Annotated in this window: 20 protein-coding genes; 10 read left to right on the top strand and 10 right to left on the bottom strand. The window is 54.3% G+C overall.

All coding sequences use genetic code 11. The features are described 5' to 3' along the window. Positions 1-78: 78 nt before the first annotated feature. The 9 genes from HZ297_RS08170 to rpmH all read right to left on the bottom strand — a co-directional run bounded on the left by HZ297_RS08170 (position 79) and on the right by rpmH (position 10,051). A complete protein-coding gene (locus HZ297_RS08170; protein WP_178862600.1) occupies positions 79-981 on the bottom strand; it encodes a CHAD domain-containing protein in 903 nt (300 codons plus the stop codon). A 141-nt stretch (positions 982-1,122) separates the two neighbouring features. Beyond that, the gene (locus tag HZ297_RS08165) at positions 1,123-1,719 is read right to left on the bottom strand and encodes a YigZ family protein (RefSeq protein WP_178862598.1); all 597 of its coding nucleotides are present in this window, start codon (positions 1,717-1,719) and stop codon (positions 1,123-1,125) included. Continuing rightward, positions 1,716-4,772, bottom strand: coding sequence for an efflux RND transporter permease subunit (locus HZ297_RS08160; protein WP_178862595.1), 3,057 nt, complete (start codon positions 4,770-4,772; stop codon positions 1,716-1,718). Before HZ297_RS08160 ends, HZ297_RS08165 begins: the two co-directional genes overlap by 4 nt. Beyond that, positions 4,769-5,824 carry an efflux RND transporter periplasmic adaptor subunit gene (locus HZ297_RS08155; RefSeq protein ID WP_178862594.1) on the bottom strand — a complete coding sequence of 352 codons (1,056 nt, stop codon included), beginning with the start codon at positions 5,822-5,824 and terminating at the stop codon, positions 4,769-4,771. Before HZ297_RS08155 ends, HZ297_RS08160 begins: the two co-directional genes overlap by 4 nt. Before the next feature lie 134 nt (positions 5,825-5,958). Next, positions 5,959-7,314: a tRNA uridine-5-carboxymethylaminomethyl(34) synthesis GTPase MnmE gene (gene mnmE / locus HZ297_RS08150; protein WP_178862592.1), complete on the bottom strand. Its 1,356-nt coding sequence runs from the start codon at positions 7,312-7,314 to the stop codon at positions 5,959-5,961. A 79-nt stretch (positions 7,315-7,393) separates the two neighbouring features. Then, entirely contained in the window at positions 7,394-7,726 is a 333-nt protein-coding gene (locus tag HZ297_RS08145) for a hypothetical protein (protein WP_178862590.1), read from the bottom strand. A gap of 27 nt (positions 7,727-7,753) precedes the next feature. Beyond that, the gene (yidC, locus tag HZ297_RS08140; protein ID WP_178862588.1) at positions 7,754-9,397 is read right to left on the bottom strand and encodes a membrane protein insertase YidC; all 1,644 of its coding nucleotides are present in this window, start codon (positions 9,395-9,397) and stop codon (positions 7,754-7,756) included. A gap of 32 nt (positions 9,398-9,429) precedes the next feature. Continuing rightward, positions 9,430-9,867: a ribonuclease P protein component gene (gene rnpA, locus HZ297_RS08135; RefSeq protein ID WP_178862586.1), complete on the bottom strand. Its 438-nt coding sequence runs from the start codon at positions 9,865-9,867 to the stop codon at positions 9,430-9,432. A gap of 49 nt (positions 9,868-9,916) precedes the next feature. After that, positions 9,917-10,051: a 50S ribosomal protein L34 gene (gene rpmH, locus HZ297_RS08130; protein WP_178862584.1), complete on the bottom strand. Its 135-nt coding sequence runs from the start codon at positions 10,049-10,051 to the stop codon at positions 9,917-9,919. Positions 10,052-10,310: 259 nt separating this feature from the next. On the opposite strand from rpmH, the gene HZ297_RS08125 reads away from it, so the two are divergent. The 10 genes from HZ297_RS08125 to HZ297_RS08080 all read left to right on the top strand — a co-directional run bounded on the left by HZ297_RS08125 (position 10,311) and on the right by HZ297_RS08080 (position 22,310). Continuing rightward, positions 10,311-11,390 (top strand): mechanosensitive ion channel family protein, encoded by a 1,080-nt coding sequence (locus tag HZ297_RS08125; RefSeq protein WP_178862582.1) that lies wholly within the window; start codon positions 10,311-10,313, stop codon positions 11,388-11,390. 235 nt (positions 11,391-11,625) lie between these two features. Next, complete coding sequence (locus HZ297_RS08120) at positions 11,626-12,396, top strand: carbonic anhydrase (RefSeq protein ID WP_178862580.1); 771 nt, start codon at positions 11,626-11,628, stop codon at positions 12,394-12,396. A 200-nt stretch (positions 12,397-12,596) separates the two neighbouring features. After that, positions 12,597-15,098, top strand: a complete 2,502-nt coding sequence (locus HZ297_RS08115) for a GGDEF domain-containing protein (RefSeq protein ID WP_178862578.1) — start codon at positions 12,597-12,599, stop codon at positions 15,096-15,098. Between the two features lie 15 nt (positions 15,099-15,113). Then, entirely contained in the window at positions 15,114-16,025 is a 912-nt protein-coding gene (locus tag HZ297_RS08110; RefSeq protein WP_178862571.1) for a PAS domain-containing protein, read from the top strand. 62 nt (positions 16,026-16,087) lie between these two features. Continuing rightward, complete coding sequence (locus HZ297_RS08105) at positions 16,088-16,891, top strand: sulfite exporter TauE/SafE family protein (protein WP_218644585.1); 804 nt, start codon at positions 16,088-16,090, stop codon at positions 16,889-16,891. A 277-nt stretch (positions 16,892-17,168) separates the two neighbouring features. After that, on the top strand, positions 17,169-18,557 hold the full coding sequence (dnaA, locus tag HZ297_RS08100; RefSeq protein ID WP_178862562.1) for a chromosomal replication initiator protein DnaA: 1,389 nt from the start codon (positions 17,169-17,171) through the stop codon (positions 18,555-18,557). Between the two features lie 25 nt (positions 18,558-18,582). Continuing rightward, positions 18,583-19,692, top strand: a complete 1,110-nt coding sequence (dnaN, locus tag HZ297_RS08095; protein WP_178862560.1) for a DNA polymerase III subunit beta — start codon at positions 18,583-18,585, stop codon at positions 19,690-19,692. A 94-nt stretch (positions 19,693-19,786) separates the two neighbouring features. Further along, on the top strand, positions 19,787-20,683 hold the full coding sequence (locus HZ297_RS08090; protein WP_178862558.1) for a cation diffusion facilitator family transporter: 897 nt from the start codon (positions 19,787-19,789) through the stop codon (positions 20,681-20,683). A 2-nt stretch (positions 20,684-20,685) separates the two neighbouring features. After that, on the top strand, positions 20,686-21,789 hold the full coding sequence (recF, locus tag HZ297_RS08085) for a DNA replication/repair protein RecF (protein WP_178862556.1): 1,104 nt from the start codon (positions 20,686-20,688) through the stop codon (positions 21,787-21,789). A gap of 131 nt (positions 21,790-21,920) precedes the next feature. Further along, positions 21,921-22,310 carry a DUF4870 family protein gene (locus HZ297_RS08080; RefSeq protein WP_246261782.1) on the top strand — a complete coding sequence of 130 codons (390 nt, stop codon included), beginning with the start codon at positions 21,921-21,923 and terminating at the stop codon, positions 22,308-22,310. A gap of 91 nt (positions 22,311-22,401) precedes the next feature. Here HZ297_RS08080 and HZ297_RS08075 read toward each other — a convergent pair whose 3' ends face one another. Further along, on the bottom strand, positions 22,402-22,830 hold the full coding sequence (locus HZ297_RS08075) for an Hsp20/alpha crystallin family protein (protein ID WP_178862554.1): 429 nt from the start codon (positions 22,828-22,830) through the stop codon (positions 22,402-22,404). Positions 22,831-22,950: the final 120 nt, after the last annotated feature.

Raw genomic sequence — 22,950 nt, 5'->3', positions numbered from 1 at the left:
CCATGTCCGAAGGCGATTCAAATTATTTTATGGAAAGGAAAGAAATCCCTAGGCCTTGTCCTGCCGCGCCTTGCCGCTTCAACGCTGTTTCTTCACCCGGGCTTTCCAGTTCTGATAAACCTTGTCGGCGTCGGCACGCAACTGCTGCAAATGCGTCTGATTATGTTGAATCAACACCTTCAAAGCACGTCTTTGGGTTTTGTCGCGGGCATCGCGGCTGCAAAGATAATCATCCAGCATCGCACTGTCATTCAGCTGCCCCAGTTGCTCTCCCAACTGGTTCAACAGCTGTACCAGCTTATGGCGATTGGGACAGGGCGCAGAATGCAAAGCCACCAACAGACGCGACTGATAGAACAGGTGTTTGACCCACTTGCGCCAGAGATGTGAGGGTTCCAACCGTTTGGAATCCAACGCCGGACGGGATAGATTGAACGTGCGCAGCAGTGTGTGGCGCAACCCCTGCCGTAACCCCTCACGAAACGGTTTGGACTGCAAAGCTCCGCAAAGCTTCTGCCAGGCAGAAAACTCCAGATGCAGGGTTGAAACCACCAAAGCCCAGTGAACCGGCTGCACCACTGCCGCCTCGTTTGCACGGCGCAACTCCGCATAGAACTTAAGCAACCCTTTGACCGGTTCGTCATGGTAACTCAACAGCCGTTCCGCCAGCGTTTCCAACAACACCGCCTGATCGCGCTGTCCGGCCAAAGCGTGCGCGGCAAGACGGATGCGTTGCTTTGAACTCGCAAACAGGGAGGGTTCGGCAATGCTCTCCAGCAAGCGCCAATAGGCACGCAAGCGCTTAAGCAGCACGCGCAGTTCGTGAATCGACTCGCCCTCGTCACGCCGCGCCGACTGGCTTAAGCGCAACCCTTGGGCGATCTCATCCAATACCGCTCCACAAAAAAGTCTCGGTACATTCTCGCCCTGCAAAGGTTTGAGCATTAACAGCGTATAGCTGTCCAACCATTGAGCAGACAAAGGCCATCCTCCCATGCAACCGTCAATGGATTAATGCTAACGAAAAGAACAGCTTAATGAAATGACAATTTCATGAAAGCGCAAAAATGGCGTCACCAGAAACTCAACAGGCCGGGTCGGAAGGGCGGTTAAAGCGTTTGCCTAAAGCGGTTTGAATTCACATTGATTGGCCTGCAAAGTCGCCGTGAACTCAGCCAATGCAACTTCAGGTAAATCAATCTGCATCATCACCTGCTGAGCGTAGTCCACCTGGCTCACCTCGCCCTGCGCCTGACTGACCCAATGGCGCACGCTCTGCTCGCGGGCAAAATCGCAGGTCACCTGCAATGTGCACATCGGCACCCGCTGCTCCACCGGCAGGATCTCCATCACCGCCTGCGCCGCCTGGCCGTAAGCGCGCGTCAACCCGCCCGCCCCGAGCTTGATGCCGCCAAAGTAGCGCACCACAATGATCATCACATCACCCACGCCCTTGTGCTGCAACACGTTCAGAATCGGCTTGCCGGCGGTGCCGGAAGGCTCGCCGTCATCGCCCATGCCGGCGTTGCTGGCACAGTACGGGTTGCCGATCAGATACGCCCAGCAGTGATGGCGCGCATCCGGATACTCGGCCTTGATCTCCTCCAGCCACGCCATCCCGGTTTCACGTGAAACAATGTGACGGGCGTAGGCGATAAAACGGCTTTTTTTGATTTCGATTTCCGCCCGCGCCTGTTCCGCAGGAACAGGGTAACTCATGGCAACCGCACCCTAAACCAAAGCGCGTAGAGCGCCGGTAGGAATAGCAGCGTCAACAGCGTGCCGATGCCGATCCCGCCAATCAACACATAGGCCATCGGCCCCCAGAAGGTCGAGGTCGTCAAAGGGATAAACGCCAGCATCGCCGCCAAGGCGGTCAACACCACCGGACGGGCGCGGCGCACCGTGGCATCCACCAGGGCCTCACCCAGCGCCATGCCCTGGCGGCGGTTGTCGTCGATCTGCCCGGTCAGAATCAGTGTATTGCGCATCAGAATCCCGGCCAGGCCGATCAAGCCCAGATTGGCCACAAACCCGAACGGCTGCTGGAACACCACCAACGCGAACACCGCGCCGATCAAACCCAGCGGTGCGGTGATCAATACCATAAACAGCGTGCTGAACGACTTGACTAGCAACATCAGCAACAGCGTCATCACCAGCAGCATCAGCGGCATCATCGCCTGAATGGAACCTTCCGCCACTGACGACTCCTCCACCGAACCGCCGACATCAATGCGGTAACCTAGCGGCAGACCCGCCAGCAAAGGCTGCATTTTCTCCAGTAGTTTCTGTGTGGCCACCGGCGGCTGCACACCCGGTACCACCTCGCTGTTTACCGCCAGATACAACTCGCGGTTGCGGCGCTCCAGCAGCACATCTTCATACACCACCTGCGGCTGCGCCAGTTGCGACAAAGGCACCGCCTGACCACTCGGCAGACGGATCAGCAGATCGTTCAACTGACTGATCTCCAGACGGTTATGCTCGGAAGCGCGCAACACCACATTCACGGTACGAATCTGCTCCTTGAACTGCGCCACGGTCACGCCCTGCAACTGCTGTTCCACCTGCTGCAATACCGCCTGCGACGTCATGCCCAGCTGCGCAATACGGGTACGGTCGATATTCAAATCCACACTCGGTGCGCGCACGCCCCATTCCAGGTGCGGGTCGATGGTATAAGGCTCGGCCGCCATCAGCACACGCAGTTCGTTGGCGATTTTGCGCAACTCGTTGGCATCCGGCCCGACCACGCGGAACGTCACCGGCCAGGGCACCGGCGGTCCGAACAGCAGCGGATGCACGCGCACCCGCGCCTCGGGAAACAGGCCTTCAGCAATCTTGGCTTGCAACTTGGCCTGCAAAGACTCACGTGCGTCTTTGTCGTGTGTCACCACAATAATCTTGGCAAACGCCGGATTCGGCAGCTCCGGATTCAACGCCAGAAAGAAACGCGGCGCCCCCTGGCCGATATAACTCGACAGCGATTTGACCTCGTCATACTGGTTAATCAATTTTTCGACACGTTGAGCCACCTTATCGGTCACTTCAAACGCCGACCCTTCCGGCAGATAGACATCCACCATCAACTCCGGGCGGTCCGAGCTCGGGAAAAACTGCTTTTCCACCACATTCTTCATCCCCATCACCGCCACCACAAACAGCAGCACTGTGACACTCACCACCATTTTCTTGTGCTGCACGCAGAAACGAATCACGGCTCGCAGGCGTTGGTAAATCGGCGTTTGGTACAGGCTCTGGCCATCGCCGTGTCCTTGGGCTTTGCTGGACAACAACTTGACCCCCAAATAGGGCGTGAAATAGACCGCCACAATCCATGAGGCGATCAGCGTAATGCCCAAGACCCAGAAAATCCCGCCGGCATAGTCGCCCACGCGCGACTGCGCCAGACCGATCGGCAAAAAGCCCACCACCGTCACCAGCGTGCCCACCAGCATCGGGGCGGCGGTGACCGTCCACGCATAGGCGGCGGACTGGGCTTTTTCCATACCCTCGGCCATTTTCACCAGCATCATTTCGATGGAGATAATCGCATCATCCACCAGCAGCCCCAACGAAATAATCAAGGCGCCCAGCGTGATGCGGTCAAAATTCAGGCCTTCAAGATACATAAACAGAAACGTCATCGCCAAGGTCAGGGGCACGGCCAACGACACTATCAGACCGGCGCGGATGCCGAGCGCAATGAGTGACACCACCAAGACAACTAACAAGGCGGTGACAAACTTCAACTGAAAGGTACTGACCGCGCCATGAATCGCCTCCGCCTGATTAGTCACTTTGTCGAGTTTGACACCTAACGGCAGTTGCTGGCGGTAGGCCTGTTCAAATTCATCCAGACTTTTTTCCAGCTTCAGACCATCCACCCCGGCCGCCATGACGACGCCCAGCAGCAACGCCGGTTCGCCGCGATCGCGGATCAGATAGGTTGAGGGATCGGTAAAGCCGCGGCTAACCTTGGCAACATCTCCCAACGCGATGGTTTTGCCGTTAATCGCCAACGGCAATCGGGCAATCTCCTCAACGGTTGGCGTTGCCTGACTGGCATTGCGCACATACAGACGCGGCCCGGCAGTATCAACAAAACCGCCGGAGGTCAGATTAAGCTGTGCCTGAATCGCCTGCTGCACGGTCTCAAAGCTAAAGCCGCTCTGCGCCAGACGATTCATATCCAAATCCACAAAAATCTGCGGCGCCTGTTCGCCCAGCAGATTGACCTTTTTGACCCCTTTGACGCGGTGCAAGGCAATCTGCATACGGTCGGCTTCGCGCACCAGTTTTTCCTGCGGCCAATCCGGGGCGGTCAGACTGTAAAGCGTGAAATAAACGTCTTCAAAATCGTCGTTAAAGAAAGGTCCCTGCACGCCCTGCGGCAAATTCTTGGCCTCATCGGTCAGACGCTTGCGCACCTGATAATACAGCTCCTGCGACAGGCCGCTCGGTGTGTTCTGCTGAAAAGAAACCAGCAGATCGGTACGACCCGGACGTGATTTGGTTTCCACCCGGTCGAAATGGGCGATCTCCTCCAGGCGTTTTTCCAGCGGATCGGCCACCTGATCCTGCATCTGCTGCGCGGTCGCGCCCGGCCAGGTCGCAGAAACCACCATGGTATTGAGTTCAAAACTCGGGTCTTCGGCACGGCCCATATGCAAAAACGCATAGATGCCGGCCACCGCCACCACCAGAATGAAATAGAGCGTCAAAGCGGGCTGCTTGACGGCATAGGCGGAAACATTGAAACGGTTCATTCGGCCGATTCCCTGACCGCCTGGCCTTCATTGAGCTGATGCACGCCAAGGGAGACGATGCGCTCCACGCCGCTGAAATCACCTTCCACCCACGCCCAACGGTTGGCAAGCTGCTTGACCTTGACCGGCACACGCTGCACTTTGCCGTCTTTAACCTGCCAGAGGGAGACAAAATCGCCCTGCTCATAGAGTGCGGTACTGGGGACACGTACGGCGCTGTTTGCTTCGGCAAACTGCAACCGCACACTGCTGCCGAGCGCCAAACCACTAACTTGGGCCGTTTCCGGCAAACTGAAACGCGCCTGCCAGGTGCGGCTGGCAGCATCGGCCTGCGGCATCAGGCTGCGTAAGGTCACGGCAAAACGCTGCTCGCCGACAACGGCATTTGCCTGCTTCGGCAAGCCGGCCAGGCGATTTTCCGGTACCTGCACCTCGACTTCACGACTGCCTTGCTCTACCAAAATCGCCACGGGCTGACCGGCGGCCACCACCTCGCCTGCTTCGACCCTGACGGCATCCACGACACCGGCGGCGGGAGCCTGCAAACGGCTATAGGCCAACTGATTCTGCGCTTCCTGTACCGCGACCTCGGCCGCTTTGAGCTGCGCCTGCAGCACCTTGAGCTGATTGAACGCCTGATCCACCACCTGCTGCGAGGTCAGATTGCGCGGCAACAACGCTTTTAAACGCTGCCACTCGGCCTCGCTATTGCGCACCTGCGCTTGCAACGCGGTGACATTCGCCGCGCTGCGCTGCACCGCCAATACAAAATCGCTGTCGTCCAGGCGCAGTAGCAATTGGCCTGGCGTCACGCTATCGCCCTCGTTGACCAAACGCTCGCCAACCTTACCGCCCACACGGAAAGCCAGATTGCTGACATATCGCGCCTCAAGCGTGCCCGCCAACGACCAGCCCGGTTGATCGGTCTGTGTCAGCACCACGGTTTTAACCACCGGTGCCATACCTTGAACCGCCGCCTCTTCACTCTGCTGACAAGCGCTCAGAACCAAGGCCGTCAACATCAACGCCATCAAACGTAAGGGAAAGTGCATCCTATTGTCCTTTACTTGGAAATTCGGGCGGCAAAACGATAATTACCGCTACACATTAAGTAAATGATTGTAGCCGATTTAACGCCAAAAACGGAAACTTGCCGTTTCAAAAACTCAACAGGCCGGGTAGCCGCTTATTTGCCGATACAGAACGAGGTGAAAATCCGTCCCAACAGATCATCGGAGGTGAAACGTCCGGTGATTTCCGACAGCGCTTCCTGCGCCAGGCGCAAATCCTCGGCCAGGAGTTCGCCGGCGGCAAACTGCTGCAATTGGAACATGCCGTTTTCGGTCCATTGCAGGGCGGTTTGCAGAGCGTCCAAATGGCGTTTGCGCGCCATGAAGACACCTTCGCTGGTCTGCGCAAAGCCCATCACCGTTTTCAGATGATCGCGCAACAAATCCAATCCCTGTTTGTGCTTGGCCGACAGCCAGATCACCGTGCGTTCGCCGTCCTGTTCGACCATCGGCGCGTGGCCGATCAGGTCGATCTTGTTGCGCACCAAGGTGACCGGAATATGGTGCGGCAACTTGTCCAGAATCGCCTGATCTTCGGCGTGAATGTCTTCGCCGGCCTGCAACATCACCAGCACGCGGTCGGCGTCATCCAGCGCCTTCCAGGCGCGTTCGATGCCGATCTGCTCCACCTGATCGGTTGCCTCGCGCACCCCGGCGGTGTCGAGGATATGCAACGGCATGCCGTCGATATGAATCTCTTCGCGCACGATATCGCGTGTGGTGCCGGCAATATCGGTGACAATCGCGCTTTCGCGACCCGATAAGGCATTCAACAGGCTGGATTTACCGGCATTGGGACGCCCCAGAATCACCACCGACATTCCTTCGCGCAACAACACCCCCTGCTGCGCCGAGGCAAACACCTGATGCAGCCGATCCAGAATATGGCGCAACTGCCCGGCCACCTTGCCGTCGGAGAGAAAATCGATCTCCTCTTCAGGGAAATCGATGGCTGCCTCCACATAAAGGCGCAGTTGAATCAACTCTTCGACCAGTTGATTGACCTGCGCCGAGAAATCGCCCTGCAAGGAGCGCAACGCCGAACGCGCCGCCTGCTCGGAGGAGGCTTCGATCAAATCGGCAATCGCCTCGGCCTGCGCCAAATCCAATTTATCGTTCAAAAACGCCTGCTTGGAAAACTCTCCCGGTTCCGCCAAGCGCGCGCCCAACTGCACCACCCGGTTCAACAGCCATTGCAACACCACCGGCCCGCCGTGGCCTTGCAGCTCCAGCACATCTTCGCCGGTAAAGGAGTTGGGCCCCGGAAAGTACAGCGCAATGCCTTCGTCCAGCACCGCATTATTTTCACCGTAAAACGGCGTGTAGTGCGCATAACGCGGCTGCGGCACGCGCTTGAGCATGGCTTCGGCAATCTGGCCGGCCTGCTTGCCGGAAACGCGCACAATCCCTACCCCGCCGCGTCCGGGTGCGGTGGCAATCGCCGCAATGGTGTCGTGGTTTTCAAATTCCATAATCACTTCCAAACACAAGTTTCTTGCAAACAAAAAACGCCCTGACGGGCGTTTTGAACAGTCACACAGCCGCCTGCAATCAGGCGACGGTTTTATACACCGTGGTTTTCAGATCGCTGATGTACCACTTCTGCTGCAACTCTTCCATGGTTTTGTCCAATGACTCTTTAGAGGTGAAGGTCATCTCTTCCGCCTCACCATTGATCTTGAACGAAACCACGTATAAAGGCTGGGTCGCGACCTCCGCCGACCCGGCCTGTTGAGTTTGCACAACCGGCGCTGCGCCGTTTTCCAAAGGAATATAGCCGTTGGCGGTTTTGTAGCAGATTGGCTGCGTGCCATCCGCGACCAAATACTCGACCTTGCCGTACATCGGATGGTCTTTGCCCAGTTTTTGATAAGACAATTGCATTTTCGTTACCTTTTCTCTTACAGCGGCTTATTTTTCTTCGCCGGCTTCAATCTTTTTAGTGATATACCACTGCTGCGCGACCGACAGGATGTTGTTGACCACCCAGTACAATACCAGACCAGCCGGGAACCACAGGAAGAAGATGGTGAAAATGAACGGCAGCATCTTCATCACTTTCTGCTGCATTTCGTCCATCATCGCCGACGGGTTCAGCTTCTGCTGGATATACATGGTGATACCCATGATAATCGGCAGGATAAAATACGGATCCTGCGCCGAGAGGTCTTCAATCCACAGCATGAACGGCGCCTGACGCATCTCTACCGAATACAGCAGTACCCAGTAAAGCGCGATAAATACCGGCATCTGGATAAAGATCGGCAAACAGCCGCCCAGCGGGTTGATCTTCTCTTCCTTGTAAAGCTTCATCATCTTCTGCTGGAAAACGACCTTGTCGTCGCCATAGTTTTCTTTCAACTGCTGCAGTTTAGGCTGGAACTTCTTCAAACGCGCCATCGAGCGGTAAGAGGTTTCCGACAGTTTATAGAACACCAGCTTGATCAGCAGCGTCAGCAGGATAATCGCCACACCCCAGTTGCCGACCAGATTGTGAATCTGCTTCAACAACCAGAACAACGGCTCGGCGATGAAGGTCAGCATACCGTAGTCGATGGTCAACTCCAGACCCGGCGCGATTTCCGCCAGATGGTCCTGCACTTCAGGGCCGATATAGATTTTAGAGCTCAATTCGCCCTGCGCGCCCGGCGCCACCGTGACCAACGGCTCGACCACACCCACCGCATAACGGTCGTCGCCCACCGGCTTGGCGTAGTAGCTGTTTTGCGCCGTCTGATCCGGAATGATCGCCGTCAGGAAGTACTGCTGAATCATCGCCCCCCAACCGCCGGTGACGGTTTTGCCGCTGATGGTTTCCTTGTTCAGGTCGTCAAACGAGTGTTTGACGTACTTCTCTTCCGCATTGCCGTCGTACAGCACCGGACCGGTGTAGGTGTACATCATCCAGCTCTCTTCCGGATTGTGACGGTTGCGCACCAACTGCGAATACAGGCTGCCCGACCAGGCCTGTTCGGTTTGGTTTTCGACCTTATAGGCGATATCGATAAGATATTGGCCTTTTTTGAAGGTGTAGGTTTTGGTGACCTTAACGCCGTCCTGTTCCCAGGTCATCGGTACCACCAAAGTATCGCCCTGTAGCTGGTATTCGCTTTGCGCCGCCTGATAAACCGCTTTGTGGTTAGGCGCCGGCAATACGGCCGCCGCCTGCGTGGCAATACCGTTTTGCGCCACATAGGTCAGGGCACCGCTGTCACTCATCAACTGGTAAGGTTGCGTGTGGTCGTGCGTTGCGCCGTATTTCAGCAATTTGGCATCACGGATATCGCCGCCGACCGTATCAATAATCAGATCCAGCGTATCGGTGGTGACATGAATACGCTGGCCTTGCTGCAATGCGGTTTGCGCCACCGGCACGCCTTCGTGCTTGGCCACGGCAGGCGCATTGGCGCCGGGCACATCCACCGCCGCGCTGCTTGCCGCTGTCGATGTTGCAGAACTCGGTTCAACCTTGGGCGCAGAAAACTGCATCCATTCCAGCCAAATCCAGGTCAGGGTAAAGGCTAACGCCAACCACCAGAACGATCTCATATTCATCTTTAAACCTTTAAAAACCTTATATTTTCTTTTTATGCTTCACTGGCCGCCGCACTGCTTTGTGCTTTCAGATTGCTGCCGCGAATCTTGCGAACCAGATGTAAAAAGCTCTTATGCAGGGTTTCGTTATCTATCTCTTGAGTGCCCTTGCGCCCCAAAACGACAATATCATACCCACTTAACTCGGTTTTATGTAACCTAAATGCCTCGCGGGCGATTCTTTTTATGCGGTTTCGCCATACGGCACGCGCCAATTGCTTTTTGCTGATAGCCAGGCCTAAACGTGGATAAGGCAATCCATTGGGACGCACAATCAGAGTCCAGTGGCGGTTAGCGAATTTTTCCGCGTCGGCAAATACATGCGCAAACGCTTTTGGCGTCAGCAGGCGACAGGATTTGGGGAAATCGGGGGAAGAGAGGGAGATTGGGAGAGAGTCCGGGTGAGTTTTAAACTCAGCGTTTGAATTCATAAACCCACCAGACTTAGGTTCTGTGTGTACCATCAAAGCACACTCAGAATTACACAGTTAAGCGTTTACGTCCTTTTGCACGACGAGCAGCTAAAACTTTACGACCGTTTTTGGTAGCCATACGAGCACGGAAACCGTGAGTACGCGCACGCTTCAGAACGCTTGGTTGGAATGTACGTTTCATGTCAGTTGTCCTTAATTTCTAATTCCGGGAGCGGAAAAAACGGGAATTATATAGAGTTATCAACAAGAAAACAAATATTTTTAGCCCCCAAATACACAATATTTAGTTTGTGGTGGCGTTACGAGAGGCTTTTTTCACATCACGCCTTCTGATAATCTGATTCCCACCGTAAGGTATCGGCCTATTTAGGCGGTCACCACCACGCTAAACCCTGTTGCAAGCAGCGTTTTTGACGCGAAACGACCTTTGAGATGACACCATGATTTCACAACTTGACTTAAACACCCTGCTGCATACCCAGAACCTCTGGCTGCAGAGCGCTTTTATCCTCGCGGTTGCTTTGAGCGTCATCTTTCTGCTCATACTCATCATCAGCTGGTTTCCGCTCGCCTGGGCCAAGCGCGCTGACCGCAAAGCGCTGGGGTTTGCACTGGATGCCATCCGCTTCCCCATCAGCGTTTCCATTTTATTGATTGCCTGCGCGACCATCATTCGGCTGTTTCACCTGCCGGACACGCTCCAAAACGGCGCCCACAAGGTTTTTACCAGTATCGATGTGATCGTCTGGGGTCAGTTCATCTACCGCAGCAGCCAGTTTTACCTCAAGACCCTCAGCCAGCAGCGCCGCGAAGGCTCCATTATCAAACCGCAGACCCTGCCTTTGCTGGAAAACGTCACCGCCGTCTTGATTATTCTGCTCATGGTATACCTGCTGTTTATCGCCTGGAACATCGACATGACCGCCTGGCTCGCATCGGCCGGGATTATCGGGATTGCGGTGGGCTTTGCCGCCAAAGACACCATCGCCAACCTGCTTTCGGGCGTGTTCATTCTGGCCGATTCACCCTATAAGATCGGCGACTATATTGTGCTGGACAGCTTGGAGCGCGGCAAAGTGACGCAAATCGGCCTGCGCTCCACCCGCATCCTCACGCGCGACGATGTGGAAATCAACATTCCCAATGCGGTCATCGCCAACGGCAAAATCACCAATGAATCGGCCGGGCGCCATGTCAAATCGCGGCTTCGCGTGCCTGTCAGTGTCGCCTATGGTTCGGATATCGACCACGTCAGGGCGGTTTTGCTGGATGTGGCGCAACAGGAAGAACAAATCTGCCAAGACCCGGAACCGCGCGTGCGCTTCCGCCAGTTCGGCGCATCGGGATTGGATATCGAGCTGTTGGTGTGGATTGACGACCCCGAAATCCGCGGCCGCGTCAAAGACAGCCTGAATACCCGTATCTATAAACGCTTCGCCGCGGAGAATATCGAAATCCCCTACAGCAAACACGATCTGTATATTAAATCCCTGCCGGAAAACATCACTCGCGAGTGGTAATCGGCTGCGGCGCTTCATACTCCGGGAACGCCGCAAACTCACCCACATCCTTCATTCCGGCTTATCACATCAATAAAAAGTTTTGATTAAGATAAATTACCCATCTTATTGACATAAGTTCCTTAAAAATCCAACAATACGTCCCTTAATTTTGAAGTTGAAAATCTTACGACGGATGCCCGGCCGTAAACATCTTGAATAACCTTAAACAAAATCATTCAACCAAGGATAACAAATGAAACTTAAGACTTTGTCGGCTGTTTTGGGCGCCGCGCTTTTCACGGCTGCTTTTAGCGCAACCACGTTGGCAAGCGATCACGCTGAACATGGCCACGACGTACACTGGGGTTATGCCGGCCACGAAGGCCCGGAATACTGGGGTGATTTGAAAGCCGATTTCGCTACCTGTAAAACCGGTCAGAAACAATCGCCAGTCAACCTGAGCAACATGCAACAAGCCGATTTGGAACCCATCAAGTTCCACTATCAAGCTTCTAACATGGGCATTATCAACAACGGCCACACCATTCAGGCTAACTTCGACAAAGGCAGCTATATCGAAGTGGACGGCATCCGTTTTTACCTGTTGCAAGTACACTTCCATACGCCAAGCGAGAACCACATCCAAGGCCACTCCTACCCGATGGAAGCACACTTTGTTCACAAGAGCGCCGACGGCCAATTGGCGGTGGTTGCGGTGATGATCCGTGAAGGCGACAAAGACAACTTCATCCAGAAAATCTGGAACCACATGCCGGAACACGCCGGCCCGGCCCATGCGGTTGAAGGCGTGAAATTCAACGCGATGGAATTCTTGCCAGCCTCCAAAGGTTACTACAAGTTCTCCGGTTCTTTGACCACTCCACCTTGTACTGAAGGTGTGCGTTGGCTAGTGATGAAAAACGCCGCTTATGCGTCACATGACCAAGTTGCGCAATTCACTAAAGTGATTGGTCATAACAACCGTCCAGTGCAGCCATTGCACGGTCGTACCATCCAGCAATAAAACAACATAAAATCAATGCAGCGCGGCTCATCCGCGCTGCAATCTGCAAATGCACGCCTTCTTGCAGAGTCGGGCATAATCATGTCTCGCGCTGGCTATTGAAACCCCCACCATTTGTGCTACTATGCATCAAGTTGCAAAAATAGTCGTAGCGATGTCGATAATCAAAACTGGTTAATTTAAGCTTTTTTGGCTATACCTTGATTGTCCTTGTCGGCGTGACCAGTCTCATATTAGAAACCGCTAATGAATCTTCAAGCCGCAATTTTGCCATCCAGGCAGAAGCGCTTCTCGATCTGAACCAGAGCCACTATCAACAAGGCATTGAACATTCCGCGCAAATACTGGAACTGGTAACCGAACTCCCGCAAACCAAAGCCCTGTGGAGCCAACCCGACCCGCAGCAGCAGACTCTGCTCGGCGACTATCTGCACCTGCTGGCACAATCGCATATTGATATCCTGCAACTGCGCATTCTCGATACCGGCGGTCAAGAGCGCGTAAGAATCAACCATGAGGGCGATCGCTATTACAAGGTAGCGGATGCCGACTTGCAGAACAAAGCCGGTCGCTATTATCACCAGGCCAGTATGGCTCTAGGGCCCAACGAGCTCTACCTCTCAGAAATCGACCTGAATATTGAACATGGCAAGGTCGTCCGCCCTTTTGAACCCACTCTGCGCATCAGCCGGCAGATCATCATCGATCACGAAACCAAAGGCTACGCCATCGTTAACCTCAACCTTAGGAGTTTCGTCGATCAGCTCAACCTCAACCAGGCCATCCAGGTCTACCTGGTGAATGCACAGGGCGAAATTATCGTCGGACCCGACAAACAATGGAACTGGGCAAAAGACCTCGGAAAACCACCTCTGAAGATCGCACAGGTAGTAGGTGCACCGCTACATCTTGAAGCTTATGAAGCGCAGCAGCTGCCGGACAACACCTTTATCCGCTCGCTTCAGCAGACGCCGGAGCAGAGTTATTTTCTGGTTGCCCGTCCATCAACCGCGTTCTGGCTACAGGCAGACAACCCGTTTCTGCTCAGAAAAATCGCGGAAACCCTGCTTCTGCTGCTGCTTGTAACCCTGATTGCCTGGTATATCGGCCGCTTCCTGTCACACGCCCTGACCGATCTTGAAATGCGTTCCAATGTGTTAAACGCCATTGACGACAGTGTGTTTGTTCATGAGCCCGAGGGAAAAATTCTGTACGTCAACCGCAGCGCGCAGGAGAAGCTGGGGTATAGCGAAGACGAATTGCTGTCACTGCGCATCCCCGACATAGACGCGCCGGAAAACCAAAACAATCTGGCGACATTAAACCCGGACCTGTTGAAAAGAGGAAGCCTCACCTTCCGGATTTCACACCGCCATCAAAAGGGCTACCTCATCCCGCAAGAAATCAAGGCGGTTCTTGTCAACCTTGATGAAACGCCTTTGGTGGTGTCCGTCGCCCGCGACATCTCAAGCATACTCAATTACGAAACCAAGCTGAAACACTTTGAAGCCTACTATCGGAATCTGATGGAGAACTCCCCGGTCGGTATCGCCGAATTCTCCGCTAACGGCCGACTTGATTTCATGAACCACACGTTGCTGTCCTATCTGGATCTTAAGCGCTATCAGGATTTTTATACAGAATACTGGCCCCAAAACAAGAAACAGATCGTCAAGTTCCTGATGAAAGTCCGTGCGGAGCAAAAGCTGAACCATGAGATTCTTGAACTGCACAACACCAAACTGGGTAAATCGCTCATACTGGAAGTCAACGCGAGCCTGACGGAAGACAAGCTGATCGCCTCGGTCATGGATTTGTCTGCTCATTACGAGCAGATGAAACTCAACGCCATGCTTTCGGAGGCGATGGCGCAAATCGACGATCTGGTCATGATCTCCAATACCGACGGTATCATCCTCTACGTCAACGACGCCTTTACCAAACATACCGGCTACACCCGGGAAGAGGCTGTGGGCCGCAAAACCTCCCTGTTGAACTCCAGCGCCCATCCGGACAGCTTCTATGACGAACTCTGGCATACCATTGAACGCGGATTGCGTTTTAAGGGAACCTTCACCAACCGCAAGAAAAACGGCGACGTCTTTTTTGAAGAAAAAACCATCTCTCCGATCAAAGATGCCAAAGGCAACGTGGAACGCTATGTGGCCACCGGCAAAGATATCTCCGAGCGCGTTGCGCTGGAACAGCGGCTGCAAAAGATGGCTGAAATCGATTATCTGACGCAAATCTACAACCGCAACCGATTTGAAAGCGCGCTCAAGGAAAGCCTTTCGCTCTACCGGCGCCATGGCGGCGTTTTCAGCATCATTATGCTGGATGTCGACCACTTCAAACACATCAACGACAACTTCGGACACGACGTCGGCGATCAGGTGCTGATCCACCTGGTCGAGGTCGTGCATTCACGCCTGCGCGACTCGGACATCTTTGCGCGCTGGGGCGGGGAGGAGTTTATGATTTACCTGCCACTCACGCCGATCGACGATGCCGTTCTGGTGGCCGAATCCATCCGCCAGAAAGTGGCGGCTTGCGATTTCTCGCCCGTGCCGAGGGTTACCATTAGCCTGGGCCTGGCGGAAGTAACCGCGGACGACACCATCGAAACCCTGACTAAAAGGGCCGACGACGCCCTCTACAAAGCCAAAGAGGGCGGCAGAAACCAGTACCGGATTCATACCTGACACAGGACGACATTGATGAATAGCAAGGAAATAACTCAAAATCTGCTCTGGCTGGTGTACGGTATGCTCGCCATCACCCTCTTCCATCTTGTTTATGTTTTCATGCCGTCATTGACCCTGGCTTTCATGACCAATATGGCAGCGATGTTTTTCTTCCTTGTTTGGATATTGAAAAAGAGAACCGTCAAGGTCGCGCTGGAACAAGGCTTCAATATTGAAGATCTTTTTTCAGGCATTGAATCCGCCCTGCCCACCAAAGCCTTTCTGAAGGACGAAAATTCGCGCTATCTGGCCTGCAATCCGGCTTTTGCACAGGAATTCGGCATCACTGGCGAACAACTGCTCGGCAAAACCGACTTTGACCTTTTTCCCGCAGAACTGGCCAATAAATACCAGCAGGACGACCGTGAGGTCATCGCAAAAAAACGGGTTGCCATTTTTACCGAAACCTTCACCTCCGCAGGCCAGACCAAAAGCGCCCAAACCATTAAAATCCCTTTTCTGGATCACACCTCAGGCAAGCACCTGATGCTCGGTATTTTTTTCGATCTGACCGAAATGGACAATGCCGTGCACTCTGCCAACGAGTTCAAAATGACCCTCGACCTGCTGGATGAAGGGGTTTATATCTTCTCGTCCAAAGATTACAAAGTCTGCTACGCCAACAAGAGCGGGCAGCAGCAACTTGGCTATAATCCCGAAGAGCTCTACCGGCTCACGCCCTATGATTTCAAACCGGAATTTACCGCCAGAAAGTTCCTGGACCTGGTAGCCCCCTTACTGAACCACGAAAAAACGTCCATTATTTTTGATACACTACACCAGCGCAAAGACGGCCGGTGCTTCAAGGTCAGAATCAAACTGCAATTGATTCATCTTGGCGGCATTGAGGCGCAATTCATTGCGATTGCCACCCCGATCGCATAAGGTTGCTGGCCACTTAACCCATCCATTCATCCCAAAAAGCAAGCCGCCATAAAGATGACACCATGACTGAAACCTTACTAATGGAACTTCCCATCTATCTGCTCACCGGCGCCTTTGTAGGCTTTGCAGCCGGCCTGTTGGGAATTGGCGGCGGCCTGATTATCGTGCCGGTGCTCACCAGCGTTTTTGCGATTTTTCTGCAGTTTGAGCAGAGCGTGCATCTGGCCATCGGCACCTCTTTAGCAACCATTCTGATTACCTCGCTCTCCTCGGTCAGAGCGCACCACGGCCACGGTGCAGTGCGCTGGGATTTGGTCAAACTGCTGGCCTTCGGCGTGTTGATCGGCGCCTTTTTCGGTGGCTGGAGTTCGCAATTTTTCGCCTCCAAGATGTTGGGCATTATTTTCGGCGTGCTCGAAGTGTTGATTGCGCTGAATATGCTGTTGGCGATGAAGCCCAGCCCGTCACGCGAACTACCCGGCCCTGTCGGCAACACGCTGGCCGGTTCGGTTATCGGCAGCGTCTCCTCCTTGGTGGGCATCGGTGGCGGCACCTTAACCACCCCGTATCTGGTCTGGAACAATGTCTCCATGCACCAGGCGATTGCCACTTCCACCGCCGTGAGTCTGCCCGTCGCGTTGGCCGGTACCCTGGGTTTTATGATCGGTGGAATGGATGCCCAAAACCTGCCGGCCCTGGCCACCGGCTATATCTACTGGCCGGCATTCGCAGGCATTGTCCTGGCAAGTATTTTTACCGCACCCATCGGCGCACGCTTGGCGCACCGCCTGCCGGTTAAGACGCTAAAACGCGTTTTTGGCGTGTTTTTGCTGGTGCTGGCCGCCAAGATGCTGTTTTTTTCATAAATTTTGAAAATATTTTGGATAACTGTAAAAACCCACATAAAAACATGATGTTAAACTATAAAAAATTTTAGTTATCCACACCCACTATCCCCAGAGTTATCCACAGAAACAGGCTGTTAATTGAAGTTATACACAGGTATACTTAACGGCATACTGCAAAACTCAAAAGCTAACGCACCATGTGGTGTGTCTGGCAATAAAATCCCCTCTTTAAAAGAACAGAGACTCAAGCAGGGTCCGGGGGAATTTTTGTGTTTATTTTTAAAGGATAACTCTCTTGTCGAAACTCTGGGCTCAAAGCCTTAAACATCTGGAAGACGATCTCAACGACCAGCAGTTCCACACCTGGATTCGTCCGTTGCAAGCCGTTGAAGAAGACAATGTAATCCGTCTGCTTGCCCCCTCGTCGTTTATCTTGGACTGGGTCAACAAAAAACTGATGACCAACATCCGTCAGGCTGTTGCCATGGCCGCACCGCTGAATACACCAGAAGTCAAACTGGAAATCGGCGACTACACCATGGAGTCCTACGAAAGTCCCGAACCGACCGTGCCGCAACCCTTGCAACAGGCCAAAGCCGTGCAGCCCGCCGAAAGCACGCCTGCCCAGCAGAACAGTGCGCCGGCGGCGCCCAAGAATTCGATCAAGCACGGTCTGAATGCCAACTTCACCTTCAACACCTTTGTTGAAGGTAAGGCCAACCAGCTGGCGGCCGCCGCGGCACGCCAGGTTTCGGAAAATCCAGGCGGCGCCTACAACCCGTTTTTTATCTACGGCGGCGTAGGTTTGGGTAAAACCCACTTGATGCACGCCATCGGCAACCAGATGATGAAAGACAACCCGAATGCACGCGTGGTCTATCTACATTCTGAACGCTTCGTGGCCGACATGGTCAACGCCCTGCGTCACAACAAGATCGACGAATTTAAACGCTTTTACCGTTCACTTGACGCACTTCTGATCGACGATATCCAGTTTTTCGCCAACAAAGAGCAGTCGCAGGAAGAGTTCTTCCATACCTTCAACACTCTGCTGGAAGGCAACAAACAGGTCATTCTGACCAGCGACCGTTTCCCCAAAGAGGTGGATGGCTTGGAAGACCGCCTTAAATCGCGCTTTGGCTGGGGTTTGACGATTGCGGTCGAACCGCCGGAATTCGAGATGCGCGTGGCGATTCTGCTGAAAAAGGCCTCCGAATTCGGTTTTATTCTGCCGGATGATGTGGCGTTCTTTATCGCCAAACGCCTGCGCGGCAACGTGCGTGATCTGGAAGGTGCGCTGAAACGCGTCGGCGCCTTTGCGCAGTTCACCCAGCAGGCGCTGACCGTCGATCTGGTCAAAGAGGCGCTAAAAGATCTGTTGGCACTGCAACAGAAGATGGTCACGCTGGAAAACATCCAGAAAACCGTCGCCGACTATTACAAAATCCGTGTGGCGGATATTCTCTCCAAGCGCCGTTCGCGCAATGTCGCGCGGCCGCGCCAGTTGGCCATGGCGATTGCCAAAGAGCTGACCAACCACAGTCTGCCCGAGATCGGCGATGCCTTTGGCGGCCGCGACCACACTACCGTGCTGCACGCCGTGCGCAAGGTCAAAGAGCTGCGCGAGAGCGACCACCGCATGGACGAAGATTTCAACAGTTTGATTCGTATCATTACCAACTAATTCTTAACGTAAAAGAGAGCTTAAGATGAAAATCAGTCTTACTCGTGAAAACCTACTGAAAGTCTTGCAAACCGTCGGCGGCGTGGTCGAAAAGCGTCAGACCATGCCGATTCTGGGTAACGTACTGTTTCAGGTGTTTCAAAACACGCTGACGGTGACCGCCTCCGATCTGGAGATCGAAACCCGTGCGCAAACCGAGCTGGAAAGCAGCGATACCGAGCAGTTCGCCATTACCTTGCCGGCCATCAAACTGATCAATATCGTGCGCTCCTTGCCCGACGGCCTGACGATCATTCTGGATTTTGAAGAGTCGCGCTGCACGCTGTCCGCCGGCCGTTCGCGCTTTAAGCTTTCGACCTTGCCGGCCGACGATTTCCCGACCATCGACCTGACCCAGGCCGAGCTCTCTTTTGCGTTGTCGCAGCACCAGTTGAAACAACTGATCCAGCACGCCGGCTTTGCCATGGCGAGCCAGGACGTGCGTTTCTATTTGAACGGCATGCTGTTTGACATCAGCAACCAGGCGCTGCGCGTGGTCGCGACCGACGGTCACCGTCTGTCCACCTGCGTGACCCAGCTGGCGATTGACGGCCTGACGCCGACCCAGGCGATTCTGCCGCGCAAAGGGGTGTTGGAACTGTCGAAACTGATCGGTGACGACGATGCGCTGATTCAGTTCTCACTGGCCAAGAACTACCTGACGGTGCAATTTGAAGAGACCGTGTTCACCTGTAAACTGGTGGACGGTCGCTTCCCGGATTACCGCCGCGTGATTCCGCAAAACAACACGCAACTGCTGCAAACCGACCGCGAACTGCTGCGCAGTCTGCTGCAACGCGCTTCGATTCTGTCCAACGACAAATTCAAGGGCGTGCGTCTGGTATTGAGCACCAACCTGTTGGCGGTGAACGCCTCCAACAGCGAACAGGACGAATCGCACGAAGACATGGCGGTGGATTACAGCGGTTCACACATGGAAATCGGCTTCAACGTCAGCTACATTCTGGATGTGTTGAACTCCATGCAGGAAGACTGCGTGACCCTGCTGTTGAACGATGCCAACAGCAGCTGTCTGATTCAGGCGGCGTCCGACGTTTGCGAATGCCAGCATGTGATTATGCCGATGCGCCTCTAGGCGCAAAACCGCTTGAAAAAAACCCAACAGGCCGGGTAGATGGTTCAACCACCCGGCCTGTTGAGTTTTCGGCGCACGTTTTTCAGGGAATTTCATGCAGAAGACTTATCGTTTAGTCAAATTCGCTTCCTACGCCTCGGTGGCCGTGGCCAGTCTGCTATTGCTGATCAAAATCACCGCCTGGCTCAGAACCGACTCCGTCAGTATTCTGGCCTCCCTGCTCGACTCGGCGCTGGATATCGCCGCCTCAGTGATGATCGCCGTGGCGGTGCATATCGCCCAAATTCCGCCCGATAAAGAACACCGTTTCGGTCACGGCAATGCCGAACCGCTCGCCTCCTTGGCGCAGAGCGTGTTCATTGCCGGTTCGGCCTTCTATCTGGTGATTTACGCGGTCGACCGCCTGCTGGTGCCGCAAGCTATCCAGCATGCCGACACCGCGGTGTGGTATATGGTGCTGTCACTGGTCATGACCTTGGGGCTCATCAGCTTCCAGCGTTATGTCATTGCCAAAACCGATTCCAGCGCCATCAAAGCCGATTCGCTGCACTACCTGACCGATGTGGCCAGCACCCTGCTGGTCATTGCCAGCCTGATTTTGAGCCAATATGAATGGCTTGATCCTTTGCTCGCCCTGGCCATTGCCCTGTGGATTCTGCGCAGCGCCATCCAGATCGTCAAAGAGGCCGCCAATCAGCTGCTGGACCGCGAATTGCCGGAAGCGCAGCGCCACGAAATGCAGCAGATTATCCTCGGCATTGCCGGCGTGCGCGGCTTTAACGATCTGCGCACCTACCAGTCCGGTCCCAACCGTTTTGCGCAGCTCGATCTGGAATTGGACGACCACCTCACCCTGAAAGAAGCCCACCACATCGCCGAAGAGGTGACTCAAGCGCTCAAGGCGCGGTTTGAAGGCTTGGATGTCATTATCCATCAGGAGCCGGTCAGCCTCAAAAACGACCCGCAGCACCATACGTGGGGCAAAGAGTAAGCATGACGCAACTGACGCAACTGCAGTTGCAGCACTTCCGCAACTGCACGCAAGCGCAGTGCGAACTCGCTCCCGGCCTCAATCTGTTTGTGGGCGACAACGCCGCCGGCAAAACCTCGCTGATTGAGGCGCTGTGGCTTTTAGCGACCGGGCGCTCGTTCCGCACCTCGCAAAATCAGCATCTGATTCAACACGATCAACCGCAATGTACGGTATTTGCCGCCATCGCCTCCAGCCATCAAAGCACGCAAAAACACCGCCTGGGTTTGCAAAAGAGTGCGGCGCAGACACTGTTGCGCGTGGACGGTGAAACCGTGCAGAGCCAGGCGCAGATGGCGGCTTTTTTGCCGCTGCAACTGCTGACCCCCGAAAGCCACCGTCTGCTGGAAGAAGGCCCCAAAGCACGCCGCCAGTTCATGGATTGGGGCTGCTTTTACCAGACGCCGGAATTCATCCAGCTGTGGCGCCAGCAGCGCAAAATTCTCAAACAGCGTAACCACGCCCTCAAAAAACGTCTGCCCAAAGCGCAAATCCAGTTGTGGGATCCGCAGCTCGTCGATACCTCGCTGCGCATTGACGAAATTCGCCAAGCCTATCTGCAAGAGTTGACCCCTTATCTGGTGACCTTCTGCCAGGCGCTCATGCCCGAAATCCAAGAAGAGGTCGCCTGCCAATACCGCAGCGGCTGGCCGAAAAACACCCCCGATCTGCTGGCACTGATGGAGCAGAATTTTGCCAGGGATATGCAGGTCGGCCATACCCAATACGGTGCGCACCGTGCCGATATCCGCTTCAAGTTCGGCAATCAGGAGGCCATCCATACGCTGTCGCGCGGCCAGCAGAAACTGTTTGTGTGCGCGCTGCTGCTGGCGCAGGCCAGCCTGCACGAAAAGATCACCCGCGAGCCGGTCATCATGCTCATCGACGACCTGCCGGCGGAGCTCGACGAAACCCACCGTCTGAAACTGCTGGGGTTGCTGCAGATGCTCAATATCCAGCATCTGGTGACCAGCACCTCCGAAAGCCTGATTCCGATTCTGAATAGCGATACCAGCCGCCTCTGGCGGATCGAACACGGCCATGTTGCTCTTTATCCGCTCAAATAGCGGCGCTCAACGCTATCTTCTACGCCGCTCTACTTAGCGCTTTATTTATTTAACGGATCATGGTTATAATTTTTGGGCGATGACGGCAGGTTTGCCGACACTGCACCCCAAAAACAACAAGAGGATATTTCATGACCGACCATCAAACAGCCGAAGTACAACCCGCTTCGCCCAATGCCGGGTTGCCGCCGGTTTCCACCACGATTCCGCTGATTATTTACGTGCTCTATCTGCTCAACCTGATTGTGCCGATCACCAGTCTGGTGGGCGTGGTCATGGCTTACATCAACCGCGGCGATGCGGTCGCTTTTTTGAAGACCCACTACCGCTTCCAGATCCGCACTTTCTGGATCGGCCTGCTGTACGGCATCGTCGGCGCGCTTCTGACCGCCATTCTGATCGGCTGGCTGATTCTGATCTTCACGCTGGTATGGTTTATCGTGCGTTGCGTGATCGGTATCAAATACCTCAACAAACACCAGGCCGTGCCTGATCCTGGCAGCTGGCTGTTCGGCGGTTAAAATCGCCTAAAACCACCCTTTTAAAACTCAACAGGCCGGGTAGGAGCACTCCCACCCGGCCTGTTGAGTTTTTATGGCCTTGTTTTAACGGTTATTTCACTTCAACCTGCTTGCTGGCACCGTTACGCTCTTTTTTCGGCAGCACCACCTCCAGCACGCCGTCTTTTGAAGAAGCGCTGACATTCTCGCCATCCACATTATCCGGCAAGGTGAAGCTGCGCTCGAACTTGCCGTAACTGCTTTCCATGCGGTAATAGTCGTCTTTTTTAACCTCATCCTTGGTCTTGCGTTCACCGCAAATCGTCAGTCGATTGTCCTTCACTTCGACTTTGATATCCTCTTTCTTGACCCCCGGCAAATCGACTTCGATATGATAGGCATAATCGCCCTCGCGGGTATTCACCGAAGGTGCAAACGCATTCAGATTGCTTTCGGTCGTGGCGGGTACCGCATTTTCCCAGCGGCGTTCGAGTTCGCGTAACTCTTTAAACGGATCGAAATTTCTTAAAAAAAGACTCATGACTGTCCCTCCTCGTCATTATCAAGATTGCAACCATTCCGTTCCAATGCCATCAAAGAACGAAACAGGCTTTCAAGTTTATGCCCAAGCCCCATTTAACTCATTGTTTTAAATCAATTT

The sequence above is a fragment of the Thiomicrorhabdus cannonii genome (assembly GCF_013391695.1).
GTDB classification, from domain to species: domain Bacteria; phylum Pseudomonadota; class Gammaproteobacteria; order Thiomicrospirales; family Thiomicrospiraceae; genus Thiomicrorhabdus; species Thiomicrorhabdus cannonii.
Note: the sequence above shows the minus strand (reverse complement) of the source record. Positions and strands in the feature narration are given on the sequence as shown.